This window comes from Mariniflexile litorale (assembly GCF_031128465.2).
GTDB lineage: Bacteria > Bacteroidota > Bacteroidia > Flavobacteriales > Flavobacteriaceae > Mariniflexile > Mariniflexile litorale.
The window spans coordinates 3,970,728-3,996,873 of the sequence record NZ_CP155618.1 but is presented as its reverse complement, the minus strand read 5'-3'; the positions used below and the strand labels follow the sequence as shown (position 1 = coordinate 3,996,873).

General features: G+C 30.4%; 25 protein-coding genes. 3 read left to right on the top strand and 22 right to left on the bottom strand.

Annotation, left to right across the window (positions count from 1 at the left end; genetic code table 11):
- Positions 1-76: 76 nt before the first annotated feature.
- Complete coding sequence (locus QLS71_RS16885; protein ID WP_308991958.1) at positions 77-826, bottom strand: hypothetical protein; 750 nt, start codon at positions 824-826, stop codon at positions 77-79.
- 563 nt (positions 827-1,389) lie between these two features.
- Between QLS71_RS16885 and QLS71_RS16880 the strand changes: the two genes are divergently transcribed.
- The gene (locus QLS71_RS16880; protein ID WP_308991957.1) at positions 1,390-1,590 is read left to right on the top strand and encodes a hypothetical protein; all 201 of its coding nucleotides are present in this window, start codon (positions 1,390-1,392) and stop codon (positions 1,588-1,590) included.
- Between the two features lie 176 nt (positions 1,591-1,766).
- Entirely contained in the window at positions 1,767-2,150 is a 384-nt protein-coding gene (locus tag QLS71_RS16875; protein WP_308991956.1) for a helix-turn-helix transcriptional regulator, read from the top strand.
- Between the two features lie 197 nt (positions 2,151-2,347).
- Here the strand turns inward: QLS71_RS16875 and QLS71_RS16870 are convergent, their stop codons facing one another.
- A complete protein-coding gene (locus tag QLS71_RS16870; protein ID WP_308991955.1) occupies positions 2,348-3,367 on the bottom strand; it encodes a glycosyltransferase in 1,020 nt (339 codons plus the stop codon).
- 540 nt (positions 3,368-3,907) lie between these two features.
- Between QLS71_RS16870 and QLS71_RS16865 the strand changes: the two genes are divergently transcribed.
- Positions 3,908-5,716, top strand: coding sequence for a right-handed parallel beta-helix repeat-containing protein (locus tag QLS71_RS16865; RefSeq protein ID WP_308991954.1), 1,809 nt, complete (start codon positions 3,908-3,910; stop codon positions 5,714-5,716).
- Positions 5,717-5,911: 195 nt separating this feature from the next.
- On the opposite strand, the gene QLS71_RS16860 is transcribed toward QLS71_RS16865, so the two are convergent.
- The 20 genes from QLS71_RS16860 to rfbB form a co-directional block, all read right to left on the bottom strand.
- The gene (locus QLS71_RS16860; protein WP_308991953.1) at positions 5,912-6,766 is read right to left on the bottom strand and encodes a beta-1,6-N-acetylglucosaminyltransferase; all 855 of its coding nucleotides are present in this window, start codon (positions 6,764-6,766) and stop codon (positions 5,912-5,914) included.
- Positions 6,756-7,748 (bottom strand): glycosyltransferase, encoded by a 993-nt coding sequence (locus tag QLS71_RS16855; RefSeq protein ID WP_308991952.1) that lies wholly within the window; start codon positions 7,746-7,748, stop codon positions 6,756-6,758. The genes QLS71_RS16860 and QLS71_RS16855 overlap by 11 nt, the downstream gene beginning before the upstream one ends.
- Before the next feature lie 19 nt (positions 7,749-7,767).
- Positions 7,768-8,865, bottom strand: coding sequence for an EpsG family protein (locus QLS71_RS16850; protein ID WP_308991951.1), 1,098 nt, complete (start codon positions 8,863-8,865; stop codon positions 7,768-7,770).
- Positions 8,866-8,929: 64 nt separating this feature from the next.
- Positions 8,930-9,853, bottom strand: coding sequence for a hypothetical protein (locus QLS71_RS16845; protein WP_308991950.1), 924 nt, complete (start codon positions 9,851-9,853; stop codon positions 8,930-8,932).
- A gap of 2 nt (positions 9,854-9,855) precedes the next feature.
- Positions 9,856-11,286, bottom strand: coding sequence for an MBOAT family O-acyltransferase (locus QLS71_RS16840; protein WP_308991949.1), 1,431 nt, complete (start codon positions 11,284-11,286; stop codon positions 9,856-9,858).
- Positions 11,287-11,302: 16 nt separating this feature from the next.
- A complete protein-coding gene (locus tag QLS71_RS16835; RefSeq protein WP_308991948.1) occupies positions 11,303-12,508 on the bottom strand; it encodes a glycosyltransferase in 1,206 nt (401 codons plus the stop codon).
- A gap of 195 nt (positions 12,509-12,703) precedes the next feature.
- Positions 12,704-13,795: a glycosyltransferase family 4 protein gene (locus tag QLS71_RS16830; protein WP_308991947.1), complete on the bottom strand. Its 1,092-nt coding sequence runs from the start codon at positions 13,793-13,795 to the stop codon at positions 12,704-12,706.
- Positions 13,792-14,790, bottom strand: coding sequence for a glycosyltransferase (locus QLS71_RS16825; protein ID WP_308991946.1), 999 nt, complete (start codon positions 14,788-14,790; stop codon positions 13,792-13,794). Before QLS71_RS16825 ends, QLS71_RS16830 begins: the two co-directional genes overlap by 4 nt.
- Positions 14,787-15,701, bottom strand: coding sequence for a glycosyltransferase (locus QLS71_RS16820; protein ID WP_308991945.1), 915 nt, complete (start codon positions 15,699-15,701; stop codon positions 14,787-14,789). Before QLS71_RS16820 ends, QLS71_RS16825 begins: the two co-directional genes overlap by 4 nt.
- Before the next feature lie 11 nt (positions 15,702-15,712).
- A complete protein-coding gene (locus QLS71_RS16815) occupies positions 15,713-17,191 on the bottom strand; it encodes an O-antigen translocase (RefSeq protein WP_308991944.1) in 1,479 nt (492 codons plus the stop codon).
- Positions 17,191-17,913: a hypothetical protein gene (locus QLS71_RS16810; RefSeq protein WP_308991943.1), complete on the bottom strand. Its 723-nt coding sequence runs from the start codon at positions 17,911-17,913 to the stop codon at positions 17,191-17,193. The genes QLS71_RS16815 and QLS71_RS16810 overlap by 1 nt, the downstream gene beginning before the upstream one ends.
- Positions 17,914-17,917: 4 nt before the next feature.
- Positions 17,918-18,898, bottom strand: coding sequence for a hypothetical protein (locus tag QLS71_RS16805; RefSeq protein ID WP_308991942.1), 981 nt, complete (start codon positions 18,896-18,898; stop codon positions 17,918-17,920).
- Between the two features lie 8 nt (positions 18,899-18,906).
- Positions 18,907-20,355 carry an MBOAT family O-acyltransferase gene (locus QLS71_RS16800; RefSeq protein ID WP_308991941.1) on the bottom strand — a complete coding sequence of 483 codons (1,449 nt, stop codon included), beginning with the start codon at positions 20,353-20,355 and terminating at the stop codon, positions 18,907-18,909.
- Between the two features lie 12 nt (positions 20,356-20,367).
- A complete protein-coding gene (locus QLS71_RS16795; protein ID WP_308991940.1) occupies positions 20,368-21,471 on the bottom strand; it encodes a DegT/DnrJ/EryC1/StrS family aminotransferase in 1,104 nt (367 codons plus the stop codon).
- Positions 21,464-22,018 carry an acyltransferase gene (locus tag QLS71_RS16790; RefSeq protein ID WP_308991939.1) on the bottom strand — a complete coding sequence of 185 codons (555 nt, stop codon included), beginning with the start codon at positions 22,016-22,018 and terminating at the stop codon, positions 21,464-21,466. Before QLS71_RS16790 ends, QLS71_RS16795 begins: the two co-directional genes overlap by 8 nt.
- Complete coding sequence (locus tag QLS71_RS16785) at positions 22,015-22,434, bottom strand: FdtA/QdtA family cupin domain-containing protein (RefSeq protein WP_308991938.1); 420 nt, start codon at positions 22,432-22,434, stop codon at positions 22,015-22,017. Before QLS71_RS16785 ends, QLS71_RS16790 begins: the two co-directional genes overlap by 4 nt.
- Entirely contained in the window at positions 22,418-22,828 is a 411-nt protein-coding gene (locus QLS71_RS16780) for an FdtA/QdtA family cupin domain-containing protein (RefSeq protein WP_308991937.1), read from the bottom strand. The genes QLS71_RS16785 and QLS71_RS16780 overlap by 17 nt, the downstream gene beginning before the upstream one ends.
- Complete coding sequence (gene rfbA, locus QLS71_RS16775) at positions 22,828-23,691, bottom strand: glucose-1-phosphate thymidylyltransferase RfbA (protein WP_308991936.1); 864 nt, start codon at positions 23,689-23,691, stop codon at positions 22,828-22,830. Before rfbA ends, QLS71_RS16780 begins: the two co-directional genes overlap by 1 nt.
- A 291-nt stretch (positions 23,692-23,982) precedes the next feature.
- Complete coding sequence (locus QLS71_RS16770; protein ID WP_308991935.1) at positions 23,983-25,038, bottom strand: NAD-dependent epimerase; 1,056 nt, start codon at positions 25,036-25,038, stop codon at positions 23,983-23,985.
- 54 nt (positions 25,039-25,092) lie between these two features.
- Positions 25,093-26,142 (bottom strand): dTDP-glucose 4,6-dehydratase, encoded by a 1,050-nt coding sequence (gene rfbB, locus QLS71_RS16765; protein WP_308992093.1) that lies wholly within the window; start codon positions 26,140-26,142, stop codon positions 25,093-25,095.
- Between the last annotated feature and the right edge of the window lie 4 nt (positions 26,143-26,146).

The window sequence follows — 26,146 nt, the reverse complement described above, 5'->3', positions numbered from 1 at the left end:
ATTAAGGGTTTCATACGTTTTTGATAACTGAAAATGGATTCGGTTAGCAGATTGACTTATGAAACCCTTATTTTATTTAAATTATTTCTATAATTTGTAAAACGTTGAAGGATCCATTGTTTAATGCGTATTGGAGTCCATTAATTTCCTGATAAAAACTTATTTTAAACAGGAACACCGTTTGTCCTGTGCCATTAGGCATACTTGGAGGCGTCGCATTTATAGCTACCGAAGTATTATTAATGGGGACATTTATTTCAGCGCTTGCTTGTAGTGTCTTTTCATTCGTTATAAAATTGATATTAATAACGGCTGATAAGATGCTTACATGTGTGGCGCCACTGGGCGTGTTGAGCTGCTGTAAGGGTATAAAGTTGGGTATGTTGATTTCCCCTGTGGCAGTATTTAACAGATAATCTGTTAATAGGATCTCATTTAAACCAGCATTGGCGTTGAAATCAAAACCTTTCAGCATGTTTTTTCCTTCCAGCGTTTCTAAGCCAATACCTACTTGCCGATTGCCTCTCGTGGATGTACTGTCGGCATTTTTAACTTGCCCCATCACCTTAACCAATCGGGCTATGAGCGTATCGTCTTTAACGTCTGAAATTAAAGGGGTAAGTACCAAGCGTAGTAATTTACCACTTTTAGAAATTTGTGAAAATTCTTGTCCATTTTCACGTGTCCGAATAAAAGCCGGATCGGTTTCAATTCTGTTTTTTGATACGCCTCCTTTGGTGCGTACTAAATACCCTTCTTTACCTTTATAAAAGGTCATACCATCTAATGTGCCTTCAATTTTAATAAGGCTTTTTAATTTTGCCATGTTTTTAATTTTTAGGAGTCTGTTTGTTTAGACTCGGTTTATATTCATTTTTTGTGCAAACAGGGTTCTATAAATAAAAATGAGCTCCTTTTTATTCACGGGTTTTCTGTTAAGCATTTCAAAGGTATGTTAGGGTGGTTTAGGGGTGTGTTTAAAACGCTGTTTTTGAGAGTTTTATTCGTTTTTAGCTGTATATGGTATAAAACAATATAAATAGTCGCTAGTGGTTATTTTATTCGCTTTTTACCACTTTCTGCATATTTAACACGGAGTCACATTATCTACGGAGTATCTACGGAGTATCTATGGGGGAGCTGCTAAGGGGCTATGGGGGGGGGTGTGGTGTAATTGTTTAAATGTTTAATTGTTTAGCTGTTGAGTTGTTGGGTTGTGACGCTTTTCTATTTGGTATCGATAAACGTTTGTTTTAAGGAGTATTTGTAGTTGTTTTTTTGTTAAAAATTTTACGCATATGATTTTTCATAATATTTTTAAAGCATTTTTAGCAAAATCCAATCTATGACTTCTAACTGTGTTTTAATAACATCAAATCTACTTGTCCTATGTATAGACAATGCATTTACCCCAAAGAAATTTCCATTATTTTAGGAAAAAGTTATACGTTTTCCTGTAAATTGGTTCGTACCATTAAGGACGCTCAAGGGATCACTTCTCAGCGCACTATTACCATTAAAGAATTCTGTGACTATATGGACATGCCTTATGAGGATGTTTTTACCATGATTAATGGCCGGTCCGTTTAAAACTAGTTGATTATTATTATAAAATAAATGCTGCAAGAGGGCTTCTTTTGAGTTTTGAGGTGAAACTTAATAAATTAATTGGGCTCTAATGCCAACCCATTCCATTTGTATAATACTACCTTTAATTTGTTTTTTACAAGTATGGTACTTTTTAGAAAAAATCTTATATTTGGATTATGGAAACAGCAACAAAACCAAACCACATCGGCAGAAAAATAAGTCGTATTAGAGAGCTTAGGGGCATGAAACAGGAAACCTTAGCAGAGGAATTGGGTATTAGCCAACAAGCCGTTTCTAAAATTGAGCAGTCCGAAAAGATTGAAGATGCTAAATTGGAACAAGTTGCTAAAGTTTTGGGAATAACCAAGGAAGCTATTGAAAATTTTTCAGAAGATGCTGTTTTTAATATTATGAACAATACATTTCAAGATAATAGTTCAAATAACAACAATTACCTTTGTACTATAAACCCACTTGAAAAAATTGTAGAACTATACGAACGCCTGGTGCAAGCTGAAAAAGACAAAATTGCTTATTTAGAAAAACTATTAAACAAGTAGTCTCTCGAGTTTTTATTTATTCATCATAAAAAATTCCTTTCATACGCTCCCGTTACTTTATGAGCCTGAGTTCCATTGAAAATAGGCAATTGATTCGTCTTTGCCATTTGATATTTTAGAAGCTATATCCTATAAGAAGGGCGTTGTTAAGTTGTGGTATTTGCTTAAACAGGTTATTTTTATAGAGTTAAAGGCTGTTACTTTATAAACTTAAATTTATTGTTACATGTAATTAGGAAATATAAAAGTGCTTTATTGTTAAAAATATGTGTTAATGTTTTTTCCTTTTTTGAATTATAATCAATTCCAATAAAGTCTTTTAATGGATAAACCTTACTTGATCTAAATTCGTTTATTAAGCTCTTAATTTCTTTATATGAGGTATTTGCTTTAACCAATCGTACCAAAAGAAAAAACATATAAGATTGTTGCCTGGTAGTTAGCCTTTTTATAGCTTGTTTATTCGCTCCATTTTCTTTTGCCAAATCTATAAGGGATGTAAACTTATTAATTACCAATTTATAATCATTATTTAAACGTGCGATGTGGGTTTTTGAAGTATTTCGCATTATAGAATTGGTGTTTTCAAAATATCTATAAATACTTAAAGGAATATAAGCCACTTTTTTACAATTAAGCAATAGTTCGGTAGTATAAATACCATCTTCCACCATTATACCCTCTATAAATTCTATATTATTTTCTATAACAATATCCTTTTTAAAAATATACCACCATATATAGTTGTTAAAATTCTTTTTAGAAATAAATGAACACCCTTCATTAATTTCCAAATTATTATATTTTAAAATATCATTAGATGTTATATGCAAATTAAAGTTGGACTCTGAGGTTCTTGTATAAGTAAATCCTAAAAAATCTAAATCGTTTTTTAAAACAGGCTCTAGTAGACTTTTAAGCACGTTTTTTTCAATATAATCATCAGAATCCATATAATATATATAAGTTCCCCTACTGTTTTTTAGTCCATTATTTCTAGCACCACTTGGACCCGTATTTTTTTGATTGATAATTTTAATTTGTTGGTATTGTTGCGCATATTCTTTAGCGATTGAAATACTAGAATCAGTGGAGTCATCATTTACCAATATAATTTCATAATCCTTACCGTCTATATCTTGATTTATTAAGCTCTCTATACATCTTGCAATATATTTTTCTACATTATATACTGGTACTATTATACTTAATAACATGTCTTAAATTAAATTATTTTATTGGAGAGTTTCTAGGATTCTAAAAAGCACACAAATTATATTAATTAATTATACCATTAAAAATAAGTAGTTGAAATGTTTGATTTTAACTTTGAAGAACCTTTTTTGTAACTAAACACTACGATGTGTAATTTCTTTATCGTATAATAAAGTAAAAAATTATTGACACTGACTGTTTTTTTATATTAAGTCATTTTTAAAGATGTTTCTAAATAGTTCGAAATAAGGAATTAAATTACGAATTATTATCAACAAGATGGTTCATATATAAGTTATTAAATTTATATTTGGAACTTAAAAAAAAAAAAAGATCCATAATTGAGATTTGGACGTATATTGGTAGTAAACAACAGATTATCGTATAAATGTACTTTTAAACGATTTTTTATTTTGTAAAAAAGTATTTAATCTAAAAAAACGATCACTTAAACGATAATTATAAAATAGTTTTTTATATTGAAACCAATAATTAACACTCTCCCCAAAAATCGAGAATTTATGAAAATGATGATTAAAGCTATGTACTTCTTATTTTTTTTAGTATTACCCATAGTATCATGCAACAATGAAGAATTATTAGACGAACCTATTATAGAGGTTATAGAAGAACCTATAGTGCCAGAAGATGAAGATGATCCTGATCCTATAGCTTCCATAGATACCCCTTGTGATTTTAAATTAGCAGACGCTGTTGCTAATGCCACTGTTATTATTAACTGTGTGATGGATTTAGATGGACAAACCATTAGTTTACCAGCGGGTGTTACTCTAATTTATGAAGGTGGAGATATTATTAATGGTACCATTAATTTTGGTAGTTCAAATACGATCTCTGGCGAATTACTAAATTCTACTTTAGTAATAGGTGGTTCAAAACCACAACTAAAAGATGCTACTTTTAATTTCAATCCCAAAAGATGGGGTATTGTTGAAGGTAAAGTGTCTGATGCCGTGGCATTAAAAAATAAAACTATTTTACAAAACACCATTGACCAAACTAAATTGATGGGTGTATCTACTTTTTCAATTGGTAAAATGGATGCTTATTTTGCGGTCGGACTTTATGGTACACCTAAAGACCTCGCTAATAATGCTATACATCTGGATTCGAATTTTAATTTAGTTATGTCGGATGAAACTACTCTTAGAGTTCAACCTAATGATTGGCCATTTTCTATTTTAATAGGTTTATATGAGAGTGACAATGTTACCATTACAGGTGGTAATTTAATAGGAGATCGTTGGGAGCATGATTATAAAGTTATTGTTAGTGGTACTATAAATAGAAGTAGTCATGAATGGCCAGTACTCTTGCAAATTTCTGGTTCTGAAAATGTCATTGTTGATAATGTAAATATGAGCGATTCTACAGCTGATGCTTTTGTATTAGGTAACCCTAATGGGTATAGGTTTAATGGCTCAAAATATAATAAGAATATTGTTGTTAAAAATTGTACCATGACTCGTTCCAGACGAAATAATATAAGTGTTACAGATGCAGATGATTCAACAATAGATAATTGTGTAATTACTGATGCAGGTTTAGGAGATAAGATATTGGATTCTAATGGAAATACGATACACAGTTCTGCGGGCGTATTACCAAGAACAGGAATTGATATTGAACCTTTTATTGGTGGAGAAGATCCCAATAATTTAGTATATTATGCTAGAGTACAACGACTAACAATTAAAAATTGTACGTTTACAGGAAACTCTAATGCTAGCATTATAGAGTACGCAGGTGAAGATACGGTTATTGAATCAAATTTTTCGGATGCAGGTTTTGGTGCTAACCATGGATGGCGTACCAAATTTATTAATAACACTTTAGTATCAGCTAAAAATAGAGAAGGTGCAGGTATTACAACTGGCTATAGTGAAGGTTTTTATGAAGTTAAAGGCAATTCTATTTCAGGCTTTAGAGTTGGAATTATTGCTAACGGAGAGTCTGGTACGGTCAGTAATAATACTATTAAGGATTTTAATGTTGGTATTCAACCTAGTAATTCAACAAACTTTACTTTTAAGAGTAACATAATAAACGGTACAGATGGTGTTGGAATATCTGCGTTTAATATTACTGCAGGTAGTTTTATGTTTAGTGATAATAATATAACTGTTGATAAATCTCCTGTCAATTGGAATGCAACACAATCTCAAAGTTCCATATTTGACAATAACAAATTCATAGCTAGGAATAGAGGAGGGTATGTTTGGATTAAAAATAGTAATAATGTTAATTTAAAAAATAATATTATTACAAATGCGACTATTTTAACGGATGGAGCTGAAAATTTTATAACAACTAATAATACGTTAAATTGAGTTAATATATTTATATAAATAAAATCTAAAACGCCTTTCAATTTTGAAAGGCGTTTTAGATTAAACAGTATGAAGTTTCTCAGGTTATCTCTGTATGAATATAATGATTATTACAACTACAATAGCTGCTAAACCTCTAAGGGCATCTAACTCCAATAATCTTAATTGCTTTACTTTAATAATTGTATTTTTCATTTATTTCAAATTCTTGAGAAGACTTTTAATGAATGCTTTGTTTTTTGAGTAATTAAATTTACGAGCGAATAGTGCCGAAGCAGATAATAGCTTTTCTTCATCTAATTCATTTAAAACTCTAGGGAATTCGGGACCTGTTTCCCAGTCGATGTAGCGTAAGTCGGTGTTTACAACCTGGCTTTTTAGTGAACTATTCATAATAATGGTTTGAACCCATATTTCATCTGTAGCTCTTGAATGTTTTAATTTTTTTAAATATTGGGGGTTCTTTTCTAAAAATTCAAAAATTATTTGAACAGATTCATTGGTTAAATTTATCCATTGTGATCCAGCAAAATAGTTTACAGGAAAACGTTTTCTTTTAATTAGTAATATACGCTGGGTGTATAGTAATATTCGATTTAAAGCCTTAACTAAATTTCTTGATTTTATTTTCATATACCAATACCTATCTAATCTATCAAACCCTTGATTAAACCCCCATGTAGCAATAGGTAATGGATTGGCATACATATATATGCTGTTTTTATTTTTGTTTAAAAAATTAATAATATTTTGATTGGATTTTATAGGTAAGTCATCACCACTAATAAATAAATAATGTGAATGCTTATTTAAATATGCTTTTAGGAGCACATCATGCATATTTTTAACCAAACTAAAATCACCCCAATATACTTCAATGTCTTTATAGTAATTTACATTTATATCTTTAGGTAACTCACTAATATTAATTTTAGATTTTTTATCAATTTGTACATAAACTGTAAAACTAGTTTTTAAATGGTTTATTAGCAATGATAATTGTTCTGGATTGTGGTGAGCAAGTATGATAATAGCTATATCATTTTTCATAACACCATTTATTATAATTAGAAAATAAGCTGCAGCTTAAAGAGAATATATTGTATTGATAAGCAAAATATAAAAACCACTTTTTTGTTTTTGTATCGGGTTTGTATTTATTACGGTAAAGATTTTCATTTTTTAACTTTATGATAATTTCATCTTTTATCCTTGTTGTTTTAGTTTCTTTCATAACACGTAAAAGCATAGTGGCAACTAATTCATTTACACGTTTTTTTAAAGGTATATAAGCTATTGAGTTTTTTGTAACTGTTTTTTCTGTAAAATCATTGATGGATTTTAATACTATGAAAATATCAAAAATCATTTTTTCTTTTTTAGCAAAGTTCTTTGTTCTGGTTATAGACCCTTCACGCTGTAGAAAATGTGCTATAATGGTGTCAATTGCCATAATACGCTTGCTAAGAAACACAGCACGTGAGTTAAACTCAATATCTTCAATGAAGACCTTTTCTAAAAAGCGCAGACTGTGTTTGTTTAAAAAATCAAAACTATATAATTTATTACAGGCAGAACCCATATAATTAATACTAGATAGATACTCTTCTCCGGTTAAAACATTATTATGTGTTGATGCCGTCATAGAGTATACTATTTTTTTGCCCGGTGTTATACCAACAGCACCAAACTCTAAGATATCTGTATTATAAGTACTAGCTATTTTAATTAGATTGTTAAGCATATTAGGCAAGATATAATCATCTGCATCAACAAATAATATATAGTGTCCTAAAGCATTATCTAAACCCGTATTACGAGCTCCACTCAAACCTTGATTTTCTTGTGTAATGATTTTCAGATTTGAAAATTGTAGTTGTAAGTTTTCTAAAACAGCTAAGCTATCATCAGTTGACCCATCGTTAACAGCTATAATTTCATATTGGTTACTATTAATATCTTGTATAGCGATACTGTTTATACAAGTATTTAAATAAGCCGACACATTATAAACAGGTACTATAATTGTCAATTTTTTTGTAGGTATGTAATTATCCATAATATATATAAGACATAAAATAAGTAAAACCGAAATACAATAATGTTACGATGCCTATTCTGTAAAATTGGTTTTCCCAAAAAACTTCTTTTAAATAGGGGTAAATAATAACAATCCCCATTAAAAACCAAGATAAATAGGCAAATCTATTAGAAAAGCTAGCTGTTATAACCATAATCCACATCGCGTTGCAAATTAAATAGGTGTGTAGAATGCGTTTATAGATTACATCGTTAAAGTTTCTTTTAATCACAAAATAATACCCAGCAAATACTGGTGCAGCGCTATATAATAAAAAATCATATCTAAAGCCTATAGAGCTATAATCTTCTGCGCTAGGTTTTGTTGCCAAATAACCACTTAGCTTTTCACCACCTAAGCCTAATTGACTAAATAAATTCACTAAAGTTGGCCCTATGGCAATAGATAGGAATATGGAGAATAGCCAAAACAGTAAATATTTTTTTGTGTCGTTAACAAAATAGGTTAGTATAAAAGCTAGTATGGGTAACTTCATACTTTGATGCATTGACAATGATAAAAGCAAAATCAAAATCATAAATACTTTTCTTTTATTTAAAGCAATCCCTAAAATAAATAAAGATGTTGCAATACCATTTCTCATACCATTAACACCATAAGTATAAAAAGAAAAAGAAGCAATAAGCATTAGAAAGCCGAATAAATAAAAATTTGGAAACCAAATTTTGCAAGCCCAATATAAAGGCATTACATATAAAAACATACAGGTAAAGAAAAAAAAGTGTATGGACCCAAACTTTGCCATAAAGTACATGAAAACATCAAAACCAATATCTCCTTCTGTATATAAAGGTCTTCCTGCTTTGTACCATTCAAAAACAGCGGCATAAGTTGACATGTCAGTAAAGTATCTACCACTTACAGGTCTTAAACCTAGATAAATAATTGTAAACACCACTAAAAATATAGATAAAAATCTATTTAAATTTCGAATTCGTTGTTCAAAACCAGTTAAGGTATAAGTATGTAATAACACACAAGCAATTACAAAAAAAACTATATTTATAAAAATATCGAAATAATATTGTAATGGTACAAAATCAATCATGTAAATATTTTTTTTATATTTTTGAGGTTAACATAATGTATCAAAGCTTAATTTTAGCTTAAACTTAATATTTTAGATTAATTATGGAATCACAAATAGATTTTGAAAAAACAACTCCTCCAAATTTATCTAAATGGTGACCATCATACGTTTGAAATTTTATTTTTAAAAACTTATTAGTATAATTCAAAAATTTAGCATTATTACGTTCACTAATTCCTTCAATAAAAAGATTAAAATCGGGAAAAAAAGTATTTTCTAAATCTAACATTTCTTTATCAATTGGGCTTCTTACAAGAATTACTTTTCCATGTTCTTTTAGGTTTTTAATTAATGTATCTAAACTTTTTTTTCTGTAATCAGAAACCTTATAATCTTTAATAAAACCATTAAAAATATCTAATTGGGTTTGTTTCCACGCATTAAAGGTAATACTATCTTTAGGTAAATTATTGGCTTCTAACCACCCATCTTTATGTAAAATTGAATTCTTTTTAAAAACACCTTTAAAATTGAAATAGTTTAAGTTTTTTAATAAATATTCAAAATTGGGATTTAAATCTACAAATGTCATATTATGTGGTGGAGTACCTGCTTCTTTAAATTCACCAGCATAATTATTGTTTTCTTTTTTTGAGCCCAACATCCAAGGAGTGATTGATATTATAAATATCCCATTCTTAGATTTTGGGTCTAGTTTTTTAAGAATGCTTTTCCTATATAATTCTCCAATATGTGCTTGGGCTATTGTAAAACTATAATTCAAAATAGGTAATTCTAAATTGGAGTTTTTTAATTCTTTATTAATAATACTTGGTTGTATTCCTTGCAAACCACGACTATCTCCAATAATTAATGATTTTGATTTTGGAGTTGTAAATTTGTTATAGAAGAAATCTATATAACTTCCATATTCTACAAGTATAATTGATAAAATAAAAATTACAATTAAAAAAAAACCAAAACACTTAATGATAAATTTTCTCATACTTAAAATTGAAAATATATGAATGATTGAGATTGTGCTCCAAAAAATAATATAATTAAAAAAATAAATATATATATGACCCAACGGATATAAAATTTATTTATGTAATTCAATTCTAAGCCATGTTGTTTATTCCGATGTAACCATTCAAAAAAGATTAAAATAAATATATATATTAAAGGTTTTAAATCTACAGAAGGAATAGAAAACAATGTACTTGAAAACAATCCTTTAATGTATAATAAAGCATCTGTTACAGATGAAGCTCTAAAAAAGATCCAAGCAATTACTGTAAGGGTAAAAGTAAAACCAATTTGGCATAGTTCAGATAGATTAATAAATAATCTATCTTCAGCAACTATGTTGGTATTATTTCTGTTTTTGTTTAATAGTAATAGAGGAAGAAAGTAAAAAGCGTTAAGTGCTCCCCAAACAATAAAAGTCCAATTGGCACCATGCCAAAAACCACTTACTATAAAAATGATAAATGTATTTCTAATCTTCATGGACGTTCCTCCTTTACTGCCACCAAGAGGAATGTAAACATAGTCTCTAAACCATGTTGAAAGGGAAATATGCCATCGCCTCCAAAACTCTGCAATATCTCTTGAAAAATATGGGAATGCAAAATTTTGCATGAGATTGAAACCAAATAACCTTGAGGTTCCTATGGCAATATCAGAATATCCTGAAAAATCACCATAAATTTGGAAAGTAAAAAATAAAGCACCAATAGCTAAAGAACTTGCATTATAATCTTGATTATTATCGAATACTTGGTTGGCAATAATAGCACAGTTATCGGCTATTACGATCTTTTTGAATAACCCCCATAAAATTTGTCTTAATCCATCAGAAGCATTTTTATAATCAAATCGTCTTTTTGTATAAAATTGGGGTAATAAATTAGTAGCTCTTTCAATAGGGCCTGCAACTAATTGAGGAAAAAAACTAACAAAAGCAAAAAAAGCTACAACGTCTTTTGTTGGTTTTAATTTACCATTATAAACATCAATAGTATAGCTCATGGTTTGAAAAGTATAAAAACTTATTCCAACAGGTAATATAACATCCAGAGTTAAAGTATCAAAAGAATAACCTATACTTTCAAAAGCCTCTGATAAAGATTTAGAAAAGAAATTAAAATATTTAAAAATGCCTAAAAAACCCAAATTGATAATCATACTAATTAGCAACCAGTATTTTTTTGTTTTTTGTAATGCGGATTTTTCTATTTGTAAACCACAGGTATAGTCAATTATTGAACTAAAAATGATTAATGATAAGAATCGCCAATCCCACCAACCATAAAAAAGATAACTTAAGGCAAGAAGCAAAAAGTTTTGCACTGTTATTTTTTTATTGAAAACAAACCAATACAATAAAAAGGATACAGGGAGAAATATTAAATATTCAATAGAATTAAATAGCATCTTTATTAGTTATATATTATTGTAAATAAATATCACAAACAAAATTTATATTAAACTTCTCAGTTAACAGTGTTGAGTTCTGTGTTACTAAACTTTCCCATTCTTTATTTTGTAATACTTCTATGAGTGCTTTAGAAAACAGTAGTTCTTCCTCGGTAATATCTGATTTTGCATTAGGAACGCCCATAGATCCTTTATATAAATTAGGAGTTATTATACCTCCATCTACTGTAATATTTTCTTTAGATTCTTTTATATCTATGTTGATACTCATAAGTTCTGCTATTCCATGGGTGCAGTTTGAAGATACTACAGGGATATTTAGAGCAATTGCCTCTACAATAACATTAGGTGTCCCTTCATAATGGGATGATAATGCCAAAACTTTGGCTTTTGCCAAATATTTATAAGGATTGGTTTTTCTACCCAAAAAGAACACATTATTTTCTAAATGATACTTTTTTACTAACAAATTAACGTACTCTGTAACATCGAAATCACCATCGCCAATAAAAACTAAATTTGTATTGTTTCTTTCCTTTAATAGTGAAAAGGCTTTAATTAAATGCCATGGTGATTTTTGAATAGACATCCTACCCAAGAATAGAATCACATCCTTTTTAAAAATTTCAACCTCAATGTCATTTTCTATAGGTTCTAGAGCCTTTAATTTGATGTGCTCCATATCATGAGGATTGTAAATAACTTCTAAGTTATTTTGAAACTTGTAACCACAGTTTTCAATCAAATCTTTTTTTATGGCATGACTGATACACACTAATTTATCAAAACTTTTATAGGTTGTTTTATAAGAAAATTTTGTTATTTTAGAAAATATGCTATTACTACTTAACTCGACACTTTTAAGCGCATGAATGCTCCCTATTTTTTTTTCATTAGTAAAGCTTAATGCACTAAAAACATTGGTTAAGTCGCCAAACGAGATGCTATGTGTTATGTTGTATTTTTTTATGATGCGTCTGATTTTAATAGGCGCTAAAAAATAAAATTTTAGGCGTTCTACGGTGGTGAATTCAAATAAATCCTTTTTTGAGAGCGCCAGTTCATCCTCATTGAAATTAATAATATCAGACTCTAAACTAAAAAACTTCAATGCTGTTACATGGTAACCTTTACTTTTATAAAAATTATAAAAATTTAAGGCTAAACGCTCCATGCCACCCACACCACCATAAGGAAGAATTAACAAGATATTTTTCATGTTTTCTTTTCTGAATTTATTTTAGTGATAAGCTGTTTTTATAATAATACGTTTATGCAAAATTCTGAGGGAAGAATGATTGTGCGAACTTAGAGAATATTAATTTTTTAAAATATTTTTATCTATGAACTCACGTAATTTCCGTTAAACTAAAAAATGCCTGTATTAATTATTTTGTGCTATTTTATTTTTGTTTTATTTCGTTAACATTTTAAAGAGGGCATCCCACTGTAATATTATTTGGTTGGGTAAATAGTTTTTAGATGCTGTACGGGCACATTCTCCCATTTTTAGTCTGGTTTGCTTATTGGACATTAATAACTTTAACTTTTCAGCAAACAGTGTTTCGTTTTCAGGAGGTATTAAAAAACCATCATTATTATTTGAAATAATGTCGCGAGGGCCACTTGGACAATCAAAAGATACACAAGGCACACCATATGCCATGGCTTCAATAAGCACCATACCAAAACCTTCAGATCTAGAGGTCATGGCATAGATGGAAGCCTCTTGGTACTTATCGCCAATGTTTTTAACGGGCATGTGAAAATGTACATGTTGGTTTATTTTAAGTTTTTTAGCCAATTTTAAATAGGTTTCTTGAGTATCTATTTGACCATAAATATTGAGTTCCCAATCGGGAAACTGTGGACTTAATGTGGCCCAAATATGCAACAACATATCAAAGCCTTTTTGATGGTAATGTGAACCAACAGCAATTACTTTCTTATTTAATAAACTGGAAGTTTCGCTGGGATAAAAAGACAACGGATTTGGAATTACTCTTATATTTGATAATTTCCACTCTTTCACATTGCTTTTTGTAAGCACAATAAAAGCATCGAAAGATTTGGCTCCCCATTGCATGAGTTTCGATTGCAGTTGTAACTTTAATTTTTGTTTCCAGCCCTTCGAATTTAAAGAGATGTATTTTGAAGCGTGCCTTTCATAAATGATGGGGTACTTTTTTTTTAAAATAATAGGTAGATAAAAACCTTTTAACCCATCATCGCACACCGATATAACGTCTGGATTTATTTCTTTAACTGTTGCTTTTATTTTTTTTATATAATTAAATAGATAGCCTATTTTAGAGTTGTTTATATTTAAATCGTGATGTATTATTTTATCACTAAATTTATAAAACAATTCTTGATTGCCTTGGTTTAATGTTATAATATGTACTTCATAACCCAAAGTATCAGCGAGTGCACTTGCTTTTATAGACAATACCCGTTCTAAGCCTGCAGCAGCCGAAATTTGATTGGTGATGTATAGTAACTTCATTTTAATTTTAAATAGAGGTTTCTAGTTGCTATGGGGAATTTGTTAATTACTAAACGCAGCAGATTATAATTGATTTTTTTTAGTTTATTTTCTTCTTCAATAGGAGGGAACGGATAGAGTTTATGCGATTTTAAACTTTTAAGAATGTCCTTTAAAGTTGCTCTATCAAAATCATTAAATATAAATTGTAAAAATAGAATGCGATTAATGTCTGCTAATTTGTTGTTAATACCTTGTGTAATTAATGCTTCTTTTGGTAAGCTATTTTTAAAGCTATTAAGCAAACTATTTACTTTTATAATAGAATCATAATAGCGTTTTCTTACATTCTTTTTTTTACTGTTAATAAACGAGTTTTCTCTATTTACGTAATAGTAAACCACCTTATGTATAGGCGCTATTTTATTAACATGATGCATAATCCTGGGCATAATTTCAGAATCTTGCATATTGATGCGTTCTTCAAAACGCAATTGGTTGGTTGTGAATAACGATGTTTTGAAGATATATAACCAAATGTAGCTATGTACATAATTATTGAAATAGAATGTATCACCAGAAACAACTGGTTTGTTTTGATAGTCTAATTTGAAATCGATCCAGTTAATTATGTTACCCTCTTCATCGGTACAATTAAAATCGAAACTTAAAACATCTAAACTCTTGGTTTCAATGAAATTGACTAATTCATTTAAACAGTTTTCAGCAATAAAATCATCGGAATCTATAAACCAGATATAGGTTCCTTTCGCCAAAGTAATCCCTTTATTTCTAGCGCCTCCTAAACCCGTATTTTCTTGGGTATGTACTATAATATTGGTATACTCTTTAGATACGTTATTTATAATGTTTAATGAATCATCAGTAGATCCATCATTTACGATTATAATTTCGTAGGCCTGTGATGGGAGGTCTTGTTTTGAAATGGATCTGATACAACGTTCAATATATTTTTCAACGTTATATACTGGTACTATAATACTTAGTTTAATCATTGTAGTTTTGTTTTAAACCAGGTTATATACGTGGAGGGAAGTAATAAGTTTACTGCTTTACTCCAAAATCGATTTGTTCTAGAGATATTTATAAAAAATAAATTTATAGCTTTGAGTGGTTGTTTTTTTAGTAAATATTTAAAACGGTATTTAAAGAACACCGTTTTCATAGATTTTTCATAAAGCAGACTTCTTGAACTCATAACACTTTGTTCATGTATGCGGTACCAAATTGTTTCTGAACTCATAAAAAATAATTTCACATTGTTTTTGGTTGCTTTCATCCACATGGGGTAATCTTCACAAAGTTTAATTTCTTCATCGAACATTCCTAACTCTAATAGGGTTTGTTTGTTTAAAAATTCGGTGGGCGCAGGTACATACACCCCGCCTTTCACCAACATATCATACTGGTTTTTAGGTGTGGAATTGAAAAAAACCATGTCGATATCTGTCTTAGTTTCAAGATATTTTGATTCTTTATCATTTGTAAGATATGCCACTTTGGAAAACAAAAATTTCACCTCAGAATGTTTATTAACAAAATCAATACAAGATTGCACGCAATTTGGAAAAAACACATCATCTCCAGCTAAAAATTTTAACCATTGCCCATTTGAAGCCTTGATGCCCCTGTTGCAATTAGCAGGAATTCCGGTATTAGATGCTGGTACAATAAGTTGGGTGTTTTTAAAATACTGTTTATTATCTATCAGCCAATTTTCGCATATAGTGGTTGTCGCGTCTGAAGAACAATCATCACTAATAATAAGCTCTATGTTTTTATAGGATTGCTCTTTAGCACTTTCTAAAGTTTCAAGAATAAAATCGGCAGAATTATAGGTTAATATAATTAGGGATACCAATGGGTTTCGTTCTGGTGTATCTGGTATACTATCTTTTAAAACCATTTGTATGTATGTTATTTTTTGGTGAATTTTTTTATTATATTTTTAATATCTAGACGTTTATCTAATTCTATATAAGTGTACCAACTTGTTATAATAATAATAGCAGTACCTGCAATGTATGAGTAGGGCGATGGCATGTACCTTGAAATTAAAAAACAGACAATGGCTAATAAAAATTGAATTGCAAATATTTTAGAAAATTCCAGATTAAAAGAAAATTGGTATTTATATTTTGCAATTAAATATACTTGGATTAAAACTAAAAAATATGCTATAAAAAATGAAACACCCAGACCTTCCAATCCAAAAAAATGATAACCCAAAAGATTTAGAATAAGTAAATAACTGGTTCCAAGTAATTCACTCCAAAAAAATGTCTTAGAAGCTCCTTTGGCTATTAGAATAAAACCAATTGCCCAACTAACCACTTTAAAAAACATACCCAATGCTGCCCAGTGAATCATATCGTTTACAGGGATGAATTTTGTTGAGTATAATATAATTACAATCCAATTAATAAATATTAAAAAAACCGTTAGTAAAGGTGCTAAAATTAAAACCCCAATTTCTGATTGTTGATTTACTAATATCTTAGTTTCTTTATTATCATGAGCTACACCAGAGAGTCTGGGGAAATAATCGGTGCCCATGGCCGAAAATATGAGCCCCACATAAGTACCAATGATGGCAAAACCAGCCCCATATAAACCAACATCTTCTAACCCTCCCGTATTGCTAATATAACTTCGAACTAAAAAAGATTCTCCCACCGTCATTAACGAACTTAAACTAAGCATAAAGCCCAATTGCATCATGCCTTTTCCATCGGTTATAAGATCTTTTTTACTTACAGGTATGGTTTTAATTTTAATTTTATTACTAAAATACCATGAGGTGAGCATGGATACTATGGAGGTTATGATCATAGTTGGTACAATACCATCAATTCCATAAAAATAATATATGGGCACCGCTATACACAAACCCGCAACAGCTCCCACCATATTGGCTTTTGCTAAATAGTTTAACTGGCGCATGCCTTGGAGTAATACTAACTGGCCGCTTGATAATTGATTAAGTAACAGGGTAACAGAAATCCAGACAAATGCCCAAGTGTAGTGGTTATTACCAAAAGTAAACTCACTAAGCCATGGTGCTAATATAATAGTAACAATGGCACCCAGGATGCCTGTTACCCATACTAATTTTCTAAAAACTGAAATTATTTTAGAAATCTTGTTATCATCACCCGAAGTATGTGCGGCAGCGATATCTTTAACAGCACTGTTACCCAGTCTAAAATTAGTTAAAGAGCTTATTAACTCGACTGTAGAACTTAATAAACTAGCTATTCCCATGCCTTTAGGACCTAACAGGACAGCAATGGCTTTTGATTTGATTATTGAAATAATAATATTAAACACTTGCACCCCTCCAAATAAAGAGGTTGCTTTCATAATTTGTCTATAAGAAGACTTGTGTTCTTTCATTAATTTTTATGTTGTTCAGGCTTCATGTCTCTACTCCAAGCTATTTCAGTTTTAACTACTTTTGCCGGTGCTCCAGCTATCATGCAATTATTGGGAAATTGCTTTTTTACAATTTTAGTATAACTTGCAATTATGCAATTTGCACCTATTATAGAGCCTTTTAGTATACTAGAATTATTAGCTACCCATGTATGATCTCCTATTTCAATATTAGATTGATGATATTGGCCTTCAATAGAATGCCAATCTGAATCAGAAATAAAAACATTCCAAGCACATAAAAAATCATACCCTATAGAAATTTTTTTATAAACCATAATTAAGGAGTCTGCTGTAATTCCAGAGTCAGATTCATTTTTTTTCCCACCAATAGAAAGCAATGAATTTGTAGCTAACATAAATTTAACACCACTACCAATTACAAAATCACCTTTAATTATTAATGTGGAGTTATTAGCCATTTGTATTACTGAAATGGAATCACCATGTATATGAGGTATAACTCTAAAATCGCCTATAATATGCAAATGTGCTGATTTTCCTTTTGATATTTTAAACTTTAAAAATGGTTGGGTTATAATTATACGACCATTTCCTTCATCAATTAATCGTGAATAATACCAAGATCTTAACTTACAAATTATTTTGTTTAATAATCTCTTAGGCGCGCTAACGGGATTTCTAGTTAAGAAGACTATGCTTGAATTTATTTTATTCAACATATAGTTATTGTTTTAAAATTTCCGATAGCTGAACAGATATTTTATTTGCACCTTTATAATTCATGTGGTGAGAATCGGAAAAATCAGTATCCAAATATTTAAAACTTCTATTTTCTACGGTATTAAAATCATAATAAGTTACTTGATTTTGAAGGCACAGGTTTTTAAAATATTCAGACAATGCATTCAAGTTTTGAATCTTTTCGTTTTGTAGGCGCGTAGGCGGGTAGGGCGACCTGACGCATACCAACTCTATATTATTTTCTTTGCACAACGCTACTATTTTTTTGAAATACTCTAGCTTTTTTTCTGAAACCGCGGTATTATTAGGAGTTACCATTTTTTCAAAATTATTAATGGTATGTTGACTTACTTCTTTTTCCTCATGCAAATAGCCAGCAACCCAATAACTTGTTTTTTTATTGTTTGATGCCGTGTCATTACCGCCAGCAATTAAACCCATAATGGCTGCTTTAATATATAATTTATTACAGAGAATGGGAGAAAGGTAATTAGATATGCCCGTTAAACCAAACCCATTTATAATCATGTCTTGTTTTAATTGGGTGGATTCAAAAAATGAGGCATTAGAAAGTATTTGGTAATAATCATCGGTGGTATCAAATGATTGTAAAAACATTTCATAAACCATTGTTGTTGGTTTTTGATGTTGTAAGATATCTTTAAGAACATAATACGATTCTATCACATTTTGTGAACTCGTACACATATTAAAGGATTTGGTTTTTAAAATACTATCAAAAATAACAGGGTTGTATGCCGTGTAGCCTCTACTAGAACCTAAAAAAACAAGATTATACTTATTACTTGGATCATGAATTTTTGAGTATTTTAAATAATTTTTATGGGTTTTATTTTTAATAGATTCTTTAACTGGGATGTTATATAAATAGCCCACGACAAAATTTAAAAGAAAAAAAACAGCGATAAACCCAAGCACTTGTAGTAAAAATTTTTTCATCATGCCTCTATTTAAAATTGAAAATAAATAAATCCTTGTTGGTCGCCTCCAAATATAATGATACCCACAATTAGTATTAAATAAAAGACCCAACGGAGTGGTTTATATTTAATAATATCTATTTTTTCGAGGGCAAATAAGCCTTTTCTACCTAGCCATTCGATAGAGAGGAAAAACAAAATCATTAGAATAACTATTAACGATTTAGTAAATCCTTCAAAATTTGGAGTACTTAAAATGCTTTTCGAAAAAATCTCAGAAATGATATTTAAGGCATGCCCTACATTGTCTGCTCTAAAAAACACCCAAGCCAACATAGTTAAAGCAAATGTAAGGAGCATTTGAAAAGTTTCTTTAATATTTGGTAAAAAACTGTGATTGGCAACCACCTCCATATTGTTTCGATTCTTGTTAGTAAGTAATAGGGGTAGAAAATAAATGGCATTTAAAGCGCCCCAAACAATAAATGTCCAGTTGGCACCATGCCAAAAACCACTAACAATAAATATAATGAATGTGTTTCTTACTTTCATAGCAGTCCCTCCTTTACTACCACCAAGGGGGATGTAAACATAATCTTTAAACCATGAAGAGAGTGATATGTGCCAACGTCTCCAAAACTCTGCAATATCTCTTGAGAAGTAGGGAAATGCAAAGTTTTGTTTTAAGTCAAAACCAAATAGTCTTGAAGTACCAATAGCGATGTCCGAATATCCCGAGAAATCGCCATAAATTTGAAAGGTAAAAAATAGAGCCCCTAATACTAAGGTGCTTCCTGAATAATCGTCTGAATTATTGAAAATTAAATTGGCATAGGTGGCGCAATTATCGGCAATAACAATTTTTTTGAAAAGCCCCCATAAAATTTGTCTTAAACCATCTACAGCTAAATTATAATTAAAGGTTCTTTTTTTATAAAATTGGGGTAGGAGGTTTGTGGCTCTTTCAATAGGCCCTGCAACTAATTGCGGGAAGAAGGAAACAAAGGCTGTAAAGGCCATAAAATCTTTACTAGGCTCTAGTTTTTTTCTGTAAACATCAATGGTATAGCTTAATGTTTGAAACGTATAGAAACTAATACCTACAGGAAGTATGATGTTTAATGAATTTGCTTGAATCTCGTTTCCAAAAAATGAAAATGCTGAAACAAAATTATCTAAGAAAAAATTATAATATTTGAAGAAACCTAAAAACCCTAAGTTAACAAAAATACTACACCATAATAATACTTTACGTTTTTGAAGGTGCTCTTCCTTAGCAAGTTTTCTGCCAATTAAAAAGTCTAAGATGGTACTAAAAGCAATTAAAAATAAAAAACGCCAGTCCCACCATCCATAAAATATATAGCTAGCAACCACTATCAATACATTTTGTGCTTTTAGGTTGTTTTTTAGAACAAACCAATAGAGTACAAAAACGATGGGTAAGAAAACAGCAAAATCTAAAGAATTAAAGAGCATGGTATTCTTTTTTTAAATTTTAAAACTATTTACAAGTTTAACTACTTTTTCAACCTCTTCTTGAGTTAATACAGCACTGATAGGTAAACTCAACACTTCGTTATGTATTTTTTCAGTTACAGGCAAATTCAAATGACTTAATTCGTTATATGCCATTTGTTTATGGGGTGGTATGGGGTAATGAATTAAGGTTTGAACCCCATTTTCCAATAAGTAATTTTGTAAAATTTCTCGATGGGGTAATCTCACCACAAATAAATGCCACACATGCCCCTCTTGATTTAATACAGTAGGAAGGGTTATTAAAGGGTTGTTGATGTTTTCTAAATAATAATTAGCAACATTTCTACGGTTTTGAATGTCTATATCTATATACTTTAGCTTTACATTTAAGAAAGCAGCTTGAATTTCGTCTAATCTAGAGTTAAGCCCTTGATACTTGTTTTCATATTTTTTTATAGACCCATAATTACCAAGCGCTTTGATAACGTTGTATAATGCTTCATCATTTGTAGTAACCGCTCCAGCATCTCCCAAAGCTCCTAAATTTTTACCAGGGTAAAAACTATGGCCTGTAGCATCCCCAATGTTGCCCATTACCTGACCTTTAAACGTAGCACCATGCGATTGCGCACTGTCTTCTACTAATTTTAACTTGTGCTTTTTACAGATAGCCAACATATTGTTATCAATAGAATTTTGACCATATAAATGCACTGTTAAAATGGCTTTGGTTTTAGAGGTGATGGCCTGCTCTATTTTTGTAGTATCTAAGTTATAAGTAGTTATGTTGGGTTCTACTAAAACGGGTACCAAACCATTATCAGTGACCGCTAATACGGATGCGATGTATGTATTTGCAGGAATGATAACTTCATCACCTTTTTGCATGATGCCTAACTCGATATACGCTTTAAAGATAAGACGTAAGGCATCTAAACCGTTCGCTACCCCTAATGCGAATTTACTGCCACAAAATGCTGCATAATTAGTTTCAAATAATTCAGTTTCGCTGCCTAATAAATACCAACCAGAATCTATTACTCTAGCAGCTGCTTGTTTTAATTCTTCCTGATACTGTTGGTTTATTTTTTGTAAGTCTAAAAATTTAATCATCTGCTTTAATTAAATTGGTTTTGTTCCATTTATATTTTTCTTTAGATTTTTTATGTACTAAATTTAAATCTAAAATATCTCCTTCGTTAGTAATGTATCCTACATGTTTAGCGGGATTTCCTACCCAAAGTTCGTTATTACTTATGTTTTTTGTTACTACCGATCCTGCACCAACCATGGCATAGTCTCCAATATTATTTCCTGCTATTATGGTGGCGTTGGCACCTATAGATGCTCCTTTATTTATAGTAGTTTCCATGATTTTAAAATCACCTTTAGATCGTGGCGCTAAATCATTTGTGAAGGTTACATTTGGCCCAATAAATACACGGTCTTTTATTTTAATACCGTCCCAAATTTGAACACCACATTTTATGGTGACAAAATCACCTATCTCAACGTTATTTTCTATAAAAACATGGGAACAAATATTGCAGTTTTCGCCAATTATTGCATTTTTTAAAACGACTACAAATTGCCATATAGTTGTTTTATCACCTATATGCGTGGATTGTACATCGGCTAAATTATGGATAAATACACTCATTTTTTTAATTCCATGAATTCATTATAATCTCTAATATAATCGCTCTCTTCATATTTATGAGATGCTAAAACCATGCAAATAGAACCTGATGAAAAGTTATCAAGTTCGCGCCATAACCCTGGCACGATGTGCAATGCTAAATTGGGTCTATTTAAAGACACCCGTTTTTTATTTATGCCGTCGTCTATAATAACATCAAAACTACCACTAGCCGCTATAATAAATTGTTCTAATTCGTAATGGGCATGCCCGCCACGTGCTTCTCCACTGGGAACATCGTATAAATAATAGATTCTTTTAACCTCAAAAGGGATGTTATGCCCATTTTCCACCACTGTAATATTTCCTGCATCATTATGAACTTTAGAAACATCTATAACAGAGCAATCGTATACGGTACTAGCTTTTAACTTCATCTCTATATTTTTTAAATGCATCAAAATCTCTTATATAGTCCTTTTCATTATAGGCAACATTTGAGACAATGAGTGCTAATGAATTGGTAGAAAAATTTTCAATACGTCGCCATAATAAGTTAGGAACATACAGCCCATAATACGACCTATTTAAACTGAATTTTTTTTCGTTTTTTCCATCGTTTAAAACGACATCAAAACTTCCTGAAAGCGCAATGATAAATTCATGAGATGTTTTGAAAGCATGGCTTCCTCGCATTTCTCCACCAGGTACATCATAGATCCAGTAGGTTCTTTTGATGTTGAATGGTATTTGATTACTGTTTTCAAAAAAACTTAGATTCCCTCTGGGGTCTAAAATTTTTGGTAAATTTATTATTTTAACCTGTTCCATTATTCTGATATTACTTTTAAAATGTAATCGCCATAACCACTTTTACCATACTTTTTTGCCACTTCTTTAGCTTGTTCTTTATTAATATACCCATGTAAATAAGCGATTTCTTCAATACAGGCAATTTTAGTTCCCGTACGTTTTTCCATAACACGTACAAACTCGGTGGCATCATCCATAGAATCTACTGTACCGGTATCTAGCCAAGCCATACCTCGGGTCATGATACCAACTTCAAGTTCATTTTCAGCCAAATACATTTGGTTTAATGTGGTTATTTCTTTTTCACCACGTGCTGATGGTTCTACATTTTTTGCAAATTCAACCACTCTATTGTCATAGAAATAAAGGCCAGGTACAGCATAAGATGATTTTGGCTTTGTTGGCTTTTCTTCAATACTGATTACTTTTTCGTTATTATCAAATTCAACAACACCGTAACGTTCAGGGTCATTTACAGGATATGCGAATATAGAAGCGCCGTTTATATTGGTTTTACTTCTAAGTAATTTTCCAAAACCACTTCCATAAAAAATATTATCCCCTAACACTAATGCTACTTTATCTTTACCTATAAAATCGGCACCAATTATAAAAGCTTCTGCTAAGCCATTTGGTTCTGGTTGCACTGCGTATTCAAAACGGCAGCCTACTTGCGACCCGTCACCTAATAGGTTCCTAAAAGCATGTTGATCATGGGGGGTTGTGATGATGAGGATATCTTTAATTCCTGCCAACATTAAAACGGATAGTGGGTAATATATCATGGGCTTATCATAAACGGGTAATAACTGTTTGCTAACAGATATTGTTAATGGGTAAAGCCTTGTTCCTGATCCACCTGCTAAAATAATTCCTTTCATATTTTTAAATTAAAGTCAAATTAATTAATAAATTAGAGTATTCATTAATCAAGTTTTATATTTTGAACTAAATACTTTGTAATTACTCTTGTATTAAAACGAAAAAAATAAACAGATATACCGTTGGTATTAATATCTAAATAATATTTATTGTTTTAAAAAAAGCACTATTTAATATTTGATAAATCTTAAAAAATTACGGCGCAAATATGATAAAATAAATTTAATAAGAACAAATAATCATATTAAGCTATCCCTTTTTACGATGAAATCCATTTTAGTAGAAACCTTCTACGAATTGTAGTATTTATTATACCATTGAACGAAATTTTTCACCCCATTTTTAATAGATGTATTAGGCCTGTAATCATAATCTTTAATTAAATCATCCACATTAGCCCAAGTTCTTTCAACATCTCCAGGTTGCATAGGAAGCATTAATTTTTCGGCTTCTTTTCCCATATTAATTTCAATCTCTTTAATGAAATCTAAAAGTTTTACCGAATTATTGTTCCCTATGTTGTAAATTTTATAAAATTTATTAGATTGAATTCTTTCGGCTGTTTCTTTATTTATAATGCGTGTAACACCTTCAACGATATCATCAACATAGGTAAAATCTCTTTCCATTTGCCCATTATTAAAAACTTTTATAGGCTTGTTTTTTGAAATAGCATCTGTAAATAAAAATAAAGCCATATCAGGTCGACCCCATGGCCCATACACCGTAAAAAACCGTAAGCCAGTAGTTGGAATTTTAAATAAATGACTATAGGTATGTGCCATAAGTTCATTACTTTTTTTAGTGGCAGCATATAAACTGATAGGGTTATCTACATTATCATCTGTTGAAAAAGGAATTTTTTTGTTAAGACCATAAACACTAGAGCTACTGGCATATACCAAATGTTTGATGTTATGATGCCTACAACACTCCAATATGTTTAGAAACCCAGTAACATTGCTATCAACATAAGCTTCGGGGTTTTCAATACTGTATCTAACACCTGCCTGCGCTGCCAAATTACAAACGATGTGGATATCTTGATTTTTAAACAGTATAGGAAGCGCTTCTCTATCTTCAATGTTCATTTTAATAAACGAAAAAGAATTGTGCGTTTTACTATTACAAAGATTATTATATGTTTCGGCTTCATTTTTTTCTATTCCGAGCTCTAGTAACCTAGCATATTTTAAATTTATATCATAATAGTCGTTAATATTGTCAAGACCAATAACAGAATGGCCTTCTGATAATAATTTTTTAGCCAAATGAAATCCTATAAAACCGGCAGCACCTGTAACGAGAACGGTTTTTTTTACTGAATTATTAGATTGATTCGTCATTTAATGAAGTTTAATTAATTTTGTATAACTTATGTTATAGTGATGAGTTATCGTTTAATTTAAATACATGTTTTTATAATATTTTAGATATTCGCCAGAAGTAACATTATTTAACCAATCGGTATTATTCAAATACCAGTCTATGGTTTTAGATAAACCTTGTTCAAACGTTACACTTGGACTCCAACCTAAATCTTTATTTATTTTTGTTGCATCTATGGCATATCGTAAATCGTGCCCCGGTCTATCTTTTATAAAAGTTATAAGTTTTTCTGAAGTTCCCGCGGCTCTACCTAATTTATCATCCATCTTTTGACAAAGCAATTTAACTAATTCTAAGTTTTTCCATTCATTAAAACCGCCAATATTATATGTTTCGTTATTTTTTCCTTTATGAAAGACTAAATCGATAGCTATGGCATGGTCTATAACATATAACCAATCTCTGGTGTAATTACCATCACCATACACTGGCAACGATTTGTTTTGTATGATGTTATTTATAAATAGAGGAATGAGTTTTTCTGGAAATTGATTAGGTCCATAATTGTTAGAACAATTGGAAATAACATAAGGGAGACCATACGTTTCTCCATAGGCTCTTACAAAATGGTCTGAACTGGCTTTTGAAGCAGAATAGGGGGAATTGGGGTCGTAAGGAGTGCTTTCTATAAAAAAACCACTTTTGCCTAAAGTTCCATATACTTCATCTGTACTAACATGATAAAATAGCTTGCTGTCCCAATTGTTTTTCCATAAGTTTTTAAAAGCATTTAATAATATCATGGTTCCCATAATATTGGTTTTGGCAAAAGCTAAAGGATCTGTTATAGATCTATCTACATGAGATTCTGCAGCTAAATGAATAACAGCATCAAATTGATGTTGTTGAAAAATACTGTTTATAAATCCTTCATCTGTGATGTCTCCTTTTATAAATGTATAATTTTTAGAACTATTTAAATCGTTTAAATTTTCTAAATTACCAGCATAGGTAAGTGCATCCAGATTAAAAATCTGATAATTAGGATATTTATTAACAAATAGTCTCACTACATGTGATCCAATAAACCCAGCACCTCCTGTTATTAAAATTCTCATAATATTT

Bases quoted from the DNA above. Each gene is read 5' to 3' on its own strand.
- QLS71_RS16885 (WP_308991958.1), bottom strand. From the start codon at position 826: ATGGCAAAATTAAAAAGCCTTATTAAAATTGAAGGCACATTAGATGGT.
- QLS71_RS16880 (WP_308991957.1), top strand. From the start codon at position 1,390: ATGTATAGACAATGCATTTACCCCAAAGAAATTTCCATTATTTTAGGA.
- QLS71_RS16875 (WP_308991956.1), top strand. From the start codon at position 1,767: ATGGAAACAGCAACAAAACCAAACCACATCGGCAGAAAAATAAGTCGT.
- QLS71_RS16870 (WP_308991955.1), bottom strand. From the start codon at position 3,367: ATGTTATTAAGTATAATAGTACCAGTATATAATGTAGAAAAATATATT.
- QLS71_RS16865 (WP_308991954.1), top strand. From the start codon at position 3,908: ATGTACTTCTTATTTTTTTTAGTATTACCCATAGTATCATGCAACAAT.
- QLS71_RS16860 (WP_308991953.1), bottom strand. From the start codon at position 6,766: ATGAAAAATGATATAGCTATTATCATACTTGCTCACCACAATCCAGAA.
- QLS71_RS16850 (WP_308991951.1), bottom strand. From the start codon at position 8,865: ATGATTGATTTTGTACCATTACAATATTATTTCGATATTTTTATAAAT.
- QLS71_RS16845 (WP_308991950.1), bottom strand. From the start codon at position 9,853: ATGAGAAAATTTATCATTAAGTGTTTTGGTTTTTTTTTAATTGTAATT.
- QLS71_RS16840 (WP_308991949.1), bottom strand. From the start codon at position 11,286: ATGCTATTTAATTCTATTGAATATTTAATATTTCTCCCTGTATCCTTT.
- QLS71_RS16835 (WP_308991948.1), bottom strand. From the start codon at position 12,508: ATGAAAAATATCTTGTTAATTCTTCCTTATGGTGGTGTGGGTGGCATG.
- QLS71_RS16830 (WP_308991947.1), bottom strand. From the start codon at position 13,795: ATGAAGTTACTATACATCACCAATCAAATTTCGGCTGCTGCAGGCTTA.
- QLS71_RS16825 (WP_308991946.1), bottom strand. From the start codon at position 14,790: ATGATTAAACTAAGTATTATAGTACCAGTATATAACGTTGAAAAATAT.
- QLS71_RS16820 (WP_308991945.1), bottom strand. From the start codon at position 15,701: ATGGTTTTAAAAGATAGTATACCAGATACACCAGAACGAAACCCATTG.
- QLS71_RS16815 (WP_308991944.1), bottom strand. From the start codon at position 17,191: ATGAAAGAACACAAGTCTTCTTATAGACAAATTATGAAAGCAACCTCT.
- QLS71_RS16810 (WP_308991943.1), bottom strand. From the start codon at position 17,913: ATGTTGAATAAAATAAATTCAAGCATAGTCTTCTTAACTAGAAATCCC.
- QLS71_RS16805 (WP_308991942.1), bottom strand. From the start codon at position 18,898: ATGATGAAAAAATTTTTACTACAAGTGCTTGGGTTTATCGCTGTTTTT.
- QLS71_RS16800 (WP_308991941.1), bottom strand. From the start codon at position 20,355: ATGCTCTTTAATTCTTTAGATTTTGCTGTTTTCTTACCCATCGTTTTT.
- QLS71_RS16795 (WP_308991940.1), bottom strand. From the start codon at position 21,471: ATGATTAAATTTTTAGACTTACAAAAAATAAACCAACAGTATCAGGAA.
- QLS71_RS16790 (WP_308991939.1), bottom strand. From the start codon at position 22,018: ATGAGTGTATTTATCCATAATTTAGCCGATGTACAATCCACGCATATA.
- QLS71_RS16785 (WP_308991938.1), bottom strand. From the start codon at position 22,434: ATGAAGTTAAAAGCTAGTACCGTATACGATTGCTCTGTTATAGATGTT.
- QLS71_RS16780 (WP_308991937.1), bottom strand. From the start codon at position 22,828: ATGGAACAGGTTAAAATAATAAATTTACCAAAAATTTTAGACCCCAGA.
- rfbA (WP_308991936.1), bottom strand. From the start codon at position 23,691: ATGAAAGGAATTATTTTAGCAGGTGGATCAGGAACAAGGCTTTACCCA.
- QLS71_RS16770 (WP_308991935.1), bottom strand. From the start codon at position 25,038: ATGACGAATCAATCTAATAATTCAGTAAAAAAAACCGTTCTCGTTACA.